Below are 3728 nucleotides of genomic sequence, written 5' to 3'. Positions count from 1 at the left end.
GGTGTACCGCCTGGCCTACCGCCTCACGGGCAACCAGCACGACGCCGAGGACCTCACCCAGGAGGTCTTCGTCCGTGTCTTCCGCTCGCTGTCGACCTACACGCCCGGCACCTTCGAGGGCCGGCTCCACCACTTCGCCTTCGGTCCCGTGGGCTTCCCGTCGTCCATGCTCTCCCCGCAAACTGCCGCTCTCCGCGGTGCCCGCGCGGGCACGCACCCAGGATTCAACCAGGTTTGCGATTCCGTGCGCAGGGCACCGCGTGGCTTCCGGTCAGCGCAGCGGCGTGAGCGGAGAGGTCCTCGGCACGTAGGCCGCGGCCGTGGCCGGGACGGCGGGGGCCGCCCCGGTGTGCTGCGGAGCGACGGCGGGCGGCAGCGCGGAGGCGGACGCCAGCTGGAGGGTGGGGCCGGCGGGCCGTATCAGCGGAGGCAGCGCGGCCGAGTCGTACATCAGGATCGACGCCGTGAACGGAGGCGTCCGGCCCAGCACGACGGGCGGTGCGGTCGGGGCGACGGCGGCCGAGGCGCCGGTGTCCGCCCGGCTGCCTCCGCGGCGCCGCTCTCCCTCGCTCGCCCGCAGCGTGGTCCCACCGTTCTGCGAGGCGCCCGTGGAGACGCCCGTGCCGGGGCCGGTGCGGGCGGGGGAGACCTTGTTGCCGCCGTTCTGACCGCGCGAGCTCGTCTCGCCGGACATGTCGACCGGCACCGCGCCGCCGAGGGCGATGGCCGCGAAGGACACCGCGCTCGCCGCGGCGAACGCGAACCGTCTGCCGCGCCACGGCGACCGCTCAGCCTCCGCGCGGCCGACCTCGTGAATGCGGAACCCGCCGCCCGCTCCGGGCAGGGCCGCGGCGTGCGACCCCCCGGGGACGTACCCGAAGGCCTCCCCGCGGCGGCCGCGGGGATGTTCCGCGGACGGGGTCAGCGCTCCGTAGACGGTGTCCGCCGGGCGTCCGCCGAAGGGCCCCTGCGGCGAGTCGCCGCCGGCGGGCTCCGCGGGCAGCCCCTGGAGCCGCGCGAGCAGCCCCTCGGACAGCGGCGGCGGCGCGGACTGCGCGAACACGCTCTTCAGGCGGCGCTGTGCGTCCGCCTCGGCCTTGCACTTGTGACAGGTGGCCAGGTGCGCGAGCACCCGGTCCCTGGCGTCGTGACCCAGCTCCCCGTCGACGAGCGCGGCGAGCCGGTCCCCCAGATGCTGTTCCGCCGGAGTCGGACCTGTGCCGTTCACGCCAGTCCGCCCTCCCCGGCGAGACCGACCGCGACGGCGGGCGAGCGCTGTTCGGCGCGCGCCTGCGGGGACCGGTGCTGGAGCGCCTTGCGCAGGTGGGAGCGGCCGCGGTGGATCCGGCTGCGGACGGTGCCCAGCTTCACGCCCAGCGTGGCGGCGATCTCCTCGTACGACAGGCCCTCGATGTCGCACAGCACGACGGCCGCGCGGAACTCCGGCGCGAGGGTGTCCAGCGCCTGCTGGACGTCCGCGTCGAAGTGGGTGTCGTTGAACACCTGCTGCGGGGACGGCTCGCGGCTGGGCAGACGCTCGGCCGCGTCGTCGCCTAGGGCGTCGAAGCGGATGCGCTGCTTGCGGCGGACCATGTCGAGGAAGAGGTTGGTGGTGATGCGGTGCAGCCAGCCCTCGAAGGTGCCGGGCGTGTAGGTCGACAGCGAGCGGAAGACACGGACGAAGACCTCCTGGGTGAGGTCCTCGGCGTCGTGCTGGTTGCCCGTGAGGCGGTAGGCCAGGCGGTACACCCGTGCGCTGTGCATGCTGACGATCTCCTCCCAGGTGGGAGGGGTCCACGCCTGCGATTCCGCATCCGATGCGAAGGTCGCGGTGGTGACGGAGTCGGCGGGCACGGAACGGTCAGCGTTCTTGGTCACGGATTTGGGCTCACCCGCCGACCTGAGAAGGCGCCTCAGCACTCCTCCCCGATCCGCAGGTGCAGCCGCACCTCCCCTGTCAGCTCTGGTGGTGTCCAGCGGAGCCCCTACCATAGCCACCTCGCCCGTTAGCTCCGGATAAGAATCTTTACGTGGATTTGGGATCCGGCGCCGGGCCCGATCCGCGTCCGTCCCCGTCCTTCACAACGGCCGGTCCCATCTGCGGGTTCCCGGGCGCAGCGGATACAGTCAGCGTCGCGCCAACTACGGGGACAGGAGAGGGTCATTACCGCCAACCGGCAGACGAGCTGGGCGTTCGCCGACGCCTTTGTCGCCGAGGACGACGCTCTGCACTGGGCCCGCGAGCGGGCCCAGGAGTCAGGGCTGCGCCCGGTGTCGCCCGGCACCGGCTCCGCGCTGCGTCTGCTGGCCGCGACCGTCGACGCGAAGGCGGTCGCCGAGATCGGCACCGGCACGGGCGTCTCCGGGATCTATCTGCTCCAGGGCATGCGACCCGACGGTGTCCTGACCACGGTCGACATGGAACCGGAACGCCAGCAGTTCGCACGGGAGGCCTTCCGCGCCGCCGGGTTCGCCGGCAACCGGGCCCGTTTCATCCCCGGGGGCGCGCTCGACGTGCTGCCGCGGCTCGCCGACGGCGGGTACGACCTGGTCTTCTGCGACGGCGACCGCACGGAGTCGCTGGACTATCTTGCTGAATCGTTGCGCCTGCTGCGTCCGGGTGGCCTGGTCTGCTTCGAGGGCGTCTTCGCCGACGGCCGTACCGTCGACTCGGCGGCCCAGCCGGCGGAGGTGCTGCGGGTCCGGGAGCTGCTGCGGGCCGTGCGGGAGAGCTCGGTGCTGCTGCCGGCCCTGCTCCCCGTCGGCGACGGGCTGCTCTGCGCGGTGCGCCGGGGCTGACCCTGCGCGGCCGCCTCCCGGAGGGAGGGCCGCGGGGACACCACTGCCCCGGGCGCTGCGGCGCGGACCGGGGCAGTGGGGAGATCAGGATGTGTCAGCCGACGACCTTCTTCAGGGCATCGCCCAGTGCATCGGCTTCGTCCGGAGTCAGCTCGACGACGAGCCGACCGCCGCCTTCGAGCGGAACGCGCATGACGATGCCCCGCCCCTCCTTTGTCACCTCGAGCGGGCCGTCGCCCGTCCGCGGCTTCATGGCCGCCATGCTCGTTCCCCTTCCTGAAACCAGCTCACGCCAGCCGGCGGCCCCAAGACAGGTGCTGTGTCACCGGCATCGAACACATTGCTTCCAGGCCATTATCCCGCATGGCAGGACCCAAAGACCAACATCAGTCGGCATCGCTTGCGCAACGCGCTCGCGCAAAACCACTCAATTCGGGGATCCGCCTGCGATACTGCGCGCCCGCCGGACTCGGCCGTGACCGGGAATGTTTGACGCAGCTCACACGGGCGCGCCGGTCGGTGTGCGGTGATCTCCGTCATGCTGGGCCCCGACACTGCCGTCAGAACCGCAAAGGGGACCCGCCATGGCCGACGCCGTGCTGTACGACGTGACCGACGGACTCGCGACGATCACGATCAACCGGCCCGAGGCGATGAACGCCATGAACGTCGCCGCCAAGGAGGCCCTGCGGGACGCCGTCCGTGCCGCCGCCGACGACTCGGCCGTCCGGGCGGTGCTGCTGACCGCGACGGGCAAGGCGTTCTGCGTCGGCCAGGACCTCAAGGAGCACGTCTCCCTGCTGGCGGCAGCCGAGCAGTCCGGCTCGGGCGGGGTGATGAGCACGGTCCGCGAGCACTACAACCCCGTCGTGCGGGCGCTCACCGGCATGGCGAAGCCCGTGGTGGCGGGGGTGAACGGGGTGGCCGCG

Annotated in this window: 5 protein-coding genes and 1 pseudogene; 3 read left to right on the top strand and 3 right to left on the bottom strand. The window is 72.5% G+C overall.

The genetic code is table 11. The annotated features are described in order from the left end of the window. Nucleotides 1-130: pseudogene (locus EAO77_RS12075) on the top strand (sigma factor); the annotation flags it as partial. A gap of 141 nt (nucleotides 131-271) precedes the next feature. On the opposite strand, the gene EAO77_RS12070 reads toward EAO77_RS12075, so the two are convergent. Further along, nucleotides 272-1228, bottom strand: a complete 957-nt coding sequence (locus EAO77_RS12070; RefSeq protein WP_147988002.1) for an anti-sigma factor family protein — start codon at nucleotides 1226-1228, stop codon at nucleotides 272-274. Beyond that, the gene (sigE, locus tag EAO77_RS12065; protein WP_187283192.1) at nucleotides 1225-1992 is read right to left on the bottom strand and encodes an RNA polymerase sigma factor SigE; all 768 of its coding nucleotides are present in this window, start codon (nucleotides 1990-1992) and stop codon (nucleotides 1225-1227) included. The genes EAO77_RS12070 and sigE overlap by 4 nt, the downstream gene beginning before the upstream one ends. 129 nt (nucleotides 1993-2121) lie before the next feature. Here sigE and EAO77_RS12060 point away from each other — a divergent pair, with 129 nt between their 5' ends. Beyond that, the gene (locus EAO77_RS12060) at nucleotides 2122-2799 is read left to right on the top strand and encodes an O-methyltransferase (RefSeq protein WP_147988000.1); all 678 of its coding nucleotides are present in this window, start codon (nucleotides 2122-2124) and stop codon (nucleotides 2797-2799) included. A 94-nt stretch (nucleotides 2800-2893) separates the two neighbouring features. On the opposite strand, the gene EAO77_RS12055 is transcribed toward EAO77_RS12060, so the two are convergent. Then, a complete protein-coding gene (locus EAO77_RS12055; protein ID WP_003966491.1) occupies nucleotides 2894-3061 on the bottom strand; it encodes a DUF3117 domain-containing protein in 168 nt (55 codons plus the stop codon). Between the two features lie 322 nt (nucleotides 3062-3383). On the opposite strand from EAO77_RS12055, the gene EAO77_RS12050 reads away from it, so the two are divergent. After that, a partial coding sequence (locus tag EAO77_RS12050; protein ID WP_187283191.1) for an enoyl-CoA hydratase-related protein occupies nucleotides 3384-3728 on the top strand: 345 nt, incomplete at its 3' end.

Origin of the sequence: Streptomyces sp. T39, assembly GCF_008042045.1 — a bacterium.
Classification (GTDB): domain Bacteria; phylum Actinomycetota; class Actinomycetes; order Streptomycetales; family Streptomycetaceae; genus Streptomyces.
The sequence above is the reverse complement of the archived record's forward strand: the minus strand, read 5'-3'. Positions and strand labels throughout refer to the sequence as shown.

What these genes read in the sequence shown, in the direction of transcription:
- sigE (WP_187283192.1), bottom strand. Translation starts at nt 1,992, where the DNA reads ATGGTAGGGGCTCCGCTGGACACCACCAGAGCTGACAGGGGAGGTGCG.
- EAO77_RS12055 (WP_003966491.1), bottom strand. Translation starts at nt 3,061, where the DNA reads ATGGCGGCCATGAAGCCGCGGACGGGCGACGGCCCGCTCGAGGTGACA.